The sequence below is a fragment of the Streptomyces sp. Ru73 genome (assembly GCF_002920575.1).
Taxonomy (GTDB): Bacteria; Actinomycetota; Actinomycetes; order Streptomycetales; family Streptomycetaceae; genus Streptomyces.
This window is the reverse complement of record NZ_PQSQ01000234.1, coordinates 1-561: the sequence shown is the minus strand read 5'-3', so window position 1 is coordinate 561 and position 561 is coordinate 1. Positions and strand designations below refer to the sequence as shown.

The following is a 561-nucleotide window of genomic DNA, read 5'->3' as shown; positions in this document are numbered from 1 at the left end:
TGGCCTACGCCACCGCCCGCGGCCAAGGAGGATCCCCACAACGCCGCTGGTTGGGGGTGTGTGTATTGCCACACCGTAGGCAGGCGTAACGACCGCTAACGTCTATCGACAGCCAACAAACCCGAGGATGCCGATGCCTGCCGACCACGCCGCCGCGACGTCCGGTACCGACCCCTTCGCCTGGCTCGACGAGGCGCGCGAGAAGCGCCGCGCCGCCGGGCTCGTACGGATGCTGTACCCGCGTCCGGCCGACTCCGCTCTGCTGGACCTGGCGAGCAATGACTACCTCGGCCTCGCGCGGCACCCGGAGGTCACCCGGGCCGCAGCGGCCGCCGCGGAGCGCTGGGGCGCGGGTGCGACCGGCTCGCGGCTGGTCACCGGGACCACCGAGCTGCACGCCCGGCTCGAATCCGAACTGGCCGAATACTGTGGTTTTGAAGCGGCTCTGGTGCTTTCTTCGGGATACGCGGCCAATCTGGCGGCGGTCACGGCGCTCACCGGACGGGGTTCGCTGGTCGTCTCCGACGCGGGCAACCACGCCTCGCTGATCGACGGCTGCCG

Annotated in this window: 1 protein-coding gene; it reads left to right on the top strand. The window is 70.6% G+C overall.

All coding sequences use genetic code 11. From position 1 onward, the window contains the following. Window positions 1-133 precede the first annotated feature (133 nt). Window positions 134-561 (top strand): aminotransferase class I/II-fold pyridoxal phosphate-dependent enzyme (locus C3486_RS36740; protein ID WP_374936972.1); only part of this gene is annotated, 428 nt, incomplete at its 3' end.